3 protein-coding genes are annotated in these 4,259 nt (G+C 34.0%); 1 reads left to right on the top strand and 2 read right to left on the bottom strand.

Translation table 11 applies throughout. The features are described 5' to 3' along the window. Positions 1-261 precede the first annotated feature (261 nt). The gene (gene rnpA, locus QM536_09470) at positions 262-675 is read left to right on the top strand and encodes a ribonuclease P protein component (GenBank protein ID MDI9357238.1); all 414 of its coding nucleotides are present in this window, start codon (positions 262-264) and stop codon (positions 673-675) included. Here the strand turns inward: rnpA and QM536_09465 are convergent. After that, positions 665-3,472, bottom strand: coding sequence for a hypothetical protein (locus QM536_09465; protein ID MDI9357237.1), 2,808 nt, complete (start codon positions 3,470-3,472; stop codon positions 665-667). The genes rnpA and QM536_09465 overlap by 11 nt on opposite strands. An 18-nt stretch (positions 3,473-3,490) precedes the next feature. Next, entirely contained in the window at positions 3,491-3,964 is a 474-nt protein-coding gene (locus QM536_09460) for a hypothetical protein (protein MDI9357236.1), read from the bottom strand. Between the last annotated feature and the right edge of the window lie 295 nt (positions 3,965-4,259).

The following is a 4,259-nucleotide window of genomic DNA, read 5'->3' as shown; positions in this document are numbered from 1 at the left end:
GCTCTCTTTTTTTTTATAATCTTATACTTCTCTCACCTTAGGCAAATATATAATTAAAAATTCATACCTTTCCCTTTTACATATTACATACACTTTTTGAATATAATGTTTGCGTAAATGGGGATGAATAATTAATATTTTTTATCTCCTATATACAAAATACAATATATTCATCTATGAGTGGTAGATTGAATTTTTTACTACTCAGGGTTAGGAGTTTTCTTGCAAATTATATATACACAAATATAAACAAAGTCATTGGTGATACAGAAAGAAGAGTCACTCTTGCGTAGTTTTTCTAAAAATGAGCGGTTGAGCAGTAAGAAAGAAATAGATGAGACGTTTAAAAATGGGATTACGTTTTCGCAGTATCCGTTTTTAGTGAAATATATTGATGGGAAGGGTGGTACTATTTCTCGGGTGCTGTTTTCTATTCCTAAAAAGAAAGTGAGAAAAGCAGTGGATAGGAATACAATAAGACGAAGGATGAGAGAGGCGTATCGCTTACATAAGCAAATTCTGTTGCAGGCAAAAAATAATTATGCAATAGTTTTTATGTATATATCTGATAAGATACTGCCTTTTGCTTTGATTGAAGAAAAAACTATTTTGTCTCTGAAGCGTCTGTCAGCAGTGGGGCAAGGTATAAAAGAGAGAGACAAGTTTAGAAATTGAGAAGGATATTATAAAAAAATCCTTCGGAAGAGTAGCCCGCTTGTATTCCTACATCTAATAATAAAGGCAAATAGTTAAAAACATTGAGGTTGGAGGTGAGTTCTATGCCCGTACTATAAAATTTTTGTGAGGGGAAATTGAAAAACCTTTCGCCATAGCCATAATCAAAAAAAATATTTGCTTTTATTCTTTGAAAATATACTATTCTGTGTATTTCAAAATCCGGATGCGTTAGAGGAAGAGCGTAATTTATTGAGGCAAGGGAGAGTTGTTGATACCTCGTATAACTTATCCCTCGTGTAAAACCAATAGATGTAGGGAAAACATAACCATCATCTCGTATTTTTTGCTGTTGAAAACCCGCAGTGAGTAATACAGAATGATGTTTCCACAAACTTGGCAAAAATATTCCCCCTTGTAATCCTAGTATCCACACTTTATTATCTACAGAATGCCTTTGTGAAACACTGATGTACTGCCCAAATTTGCTATTTATATCTCGTTTGCTTTGTTTTAATAATCTTTGAAAACGAAGTGAATAACCTACGTAGGTTAAGTAATTTTGAGAAAAGTAGGTAGTATTCACAATCCCTCCTATACCCGAAAAAACAATGGAGGTGTTATAGCTGTTATGAGTTATGTTGTAAGGAAGAGTAATAGATATCTGTGGAATTGTCTCTCTCCAATAATGAGTTATGCTACTATCTGCAAGTATCTTTTCGGTTGGACGACGTTCTCCATATTTTAGGGATAAACCGATGATAGGATGCCAAGCATACCAAAAAAAAGAATTCAAAACACTATGAGTTTTTTCACCATAGTCATATATATAAGAAATGGAAAGTTGAGAACGACTCAGAACATCTTTAGATACCATTCCGAGTTCTAATCTTGTTCCTAATAAAAACGGAGAAGATACTCCTGCAAATCCCCAAGATACGGGATTGAAAAAGTGCTTCCATTTTTGATATTTTTTGGCTGTAAGATTCACTTTCGGTGTGTCATGGGGAATATAATATTTTTGTTCTTGGGTTACTAATGGTTCATAATATTTGAAGTCCTTTTGTTCCACTTTCTCTAAAGGAATCCAAGCATCGGGGTTTATTTTTGCGGAAACAATATTATGCCCATCTTTACTAAAATCGTTATAAAAAATGGTTTCGTTTGAACTGATATGGGGATTATATGCTCCTAAACGAGCAGAGGTCACTTGGTATTTTTTTTTATTTTTTCTTTCAATAGCATAAATATTGTCAATGCCACTGTAAGAGGAGCTGTAAAAAAGATAATTATCCGACATAATGGGATTTCCGAATACTTCTTCTTTTCCTGAATGGTATATTTCTTCTGCTTCCGTTTGTATATCAATGCTGACAATGTATTTTTCTCCATCTTTTTGCTTGAGAGAGGTAATATACTTTCCATCATTAGAAAATTGTGGCATGCTGTAAAAATAATTTTGCTTGTTCAAAAATGTTTTGAGCATTTTTCCTGTTTGTGCATCTAATATCAAGAGGGTATGCTTTCCTGCAATATCAGTTTCTGTGGTTACGACTTGTGTAGCATCGGGAGAAAGAGCGGCTCCGGCGTATTTACTTTTTTTGGTAAGTTGTTTTGCTTTTTTGGTTTCCATATCAAAAAGCATGATTACCCCATAACTTTCAATATTCCATCGCGGATGATAGCGAAATTCATTCCATACTACTTTATTTTTTTGAGATGAAAGATAACCTGTAGAGTTGTAAATACCTAATTGATAGAGAATCTCTTCTTTGCCTGATGTGGGTTTTATTTTTACTAATGTTAATATATCTCCCAATCCCGATTTCAAAGCGATGATATCTCCATTGGTTAAGAGCTGCGGATATTCATAGTCCGTATAGATACTATTTTTTTTTCTCTTCGTTATTGTTTGCGTGGGAGTAAGGGCAATTCCATCTATCTGTTTTTTATACAAGGTGGTAAGTTCTTCTGTCATTGCTTCGTAATGTTGGATAATATTTTTTCCCGTTTCTTTTTTCATTGCTCTTGAAAAAGACCTGAGATGTATTGGTTTTTGCAGATGCTGTATAACATTTCCCCATATATTTTCTCCATATTTTCGTCTCATATAAGATGTGTATAAATAACCCGTCAGGTAATGATTGGGTATCATATCTTTATAAGAACGAAGGTATTGTTTGGAATAAGGGAATGGTTTTTTATCCAAAAGATTTGCCCGATGAAGCAATTGAAATTCGGGAATTCTGCCACGTCCCGACAGGGAAAGAGCGGTTTCTGTTCCTACCGCATCGCCTTCCAAAAACCACTGCGGAAGTAATACAGATGTGATAAGAGACCATCCTAACTCTCCCATAATTATATGAAAAAAATTACCCCGCATCTGCTCATACTGTACAACGTGCCTGTATTCGTGTATTGCTAAGAGCTTCAGCCAATCATTACTTCCTAAAAATCTATAATCTTGTGGAGGTGTAGTGAAAAATTCTGATCTTCTTGGGAATAGGGAAACGAACCCATTGGAAATAAAATTTCTATTTTGTAAAATAATAGAAATACGATTCGGTTTCTTTCTCAAAGAATGAGAAACAGGAGCGTGCATGGACTCTAAAAATTGTGTTATTTTGAGAGATTCTCGTTCAAATTCTTGAGGAAAAATAACCCGAAAATGCTCCGTTTCTACATTTTTCCACTTTACCCAAGGAGGATTTGTACTCGTCTGCCCAAAGGATACGAGAGTTGTTAAAAAAAGTATTCCAAATATGCATTCGGAAACAAAAGACCAACGATTACTCATAGATGCGAGAGATTTATTTTATTTAAAAATATTTTCTGCTTCTATTTTACTGCTATCATATACTCTTATTGCTATTACCTCTGCTTCTGCTGTTTTTATACCATCTGCAAAGAGAAAACAACTCAAAATGGTTTTTCTTTCTTTCACTTCTCGGACAGAAGCACGTAATTCTATAACAGAATCAAGCGGGGTGGGTTTCAAATATTTGACAAACAAACTCCCCGTAGCATAACGATATTCGGGATATGAGCCAAATGCTCTCTTTTCTCTTTTGTAAGCATCAGCAATTGCTGTTCCCATGCAATGGCAATCTATAAGGGTAGATATTATTCCTCCATTCAAAAGATTTTTCCAACCCGCATATTTCTTTTCGGGTTTCCAAATGCAAACTGATTCCTCTCCATTCCACATACTTTGGACATGTAAGCCGTCTTTATTTTGAGTGCCACAGCCAAAGCAAACATTCCCTTCCATATAATCTTGAAAATACATACTATTATGAATTATGAGTTGTATGGGTTATTTGATTGAAATAGGTATAGAAAAAAGAGAGTGTTAAATATAGATAAATTTATAAAAAAAATGTGTTGTGTATCTGTTTTTTATAAAATTACACTCTTGTAATAAGAATATCATACTCTTATCTCCATAATATACAAAATTTTTTCAAAGGTTCAGAATCTTATAAAAATATTCGAGAATAAGATTGGCAACCAATAATCCCAATCCGATAACCATAATCTCCGATTAGGGAACCATAATCTCCGATTAGGGAACCATAATCTCC

This window comes from Chitinophagaceae bacterium, from assembly GCA_030053935.1.
GTDB lineage: Bacteria > Bacteroidota > Bacteroidia > Cytophagales > JASGCU01 > JASGCU01.
The sequence above is the reverse complement of the archived record's forward strand: the minus strand, read 5'-3'. Positions and strand labels throughout refer to the sequence as shown.

Excerpts from the sequence above, each read along its gene's own strand:
- QM536_09465 (MDI9357237.1), bottom strand. The coding sequence starts at position 3,472 with ATGAGTAATCGTTGGTCTTTTGTTTCCGAATGCATATTTGGAATACTT.
- QM536_09460 (MDI9357236.1), bottom strand. The coding sequence starts at position 3,964 with ATGTATTTTCAAGATTATATGGAAGGGAATGTTTGCTTTGGCTGTGGC.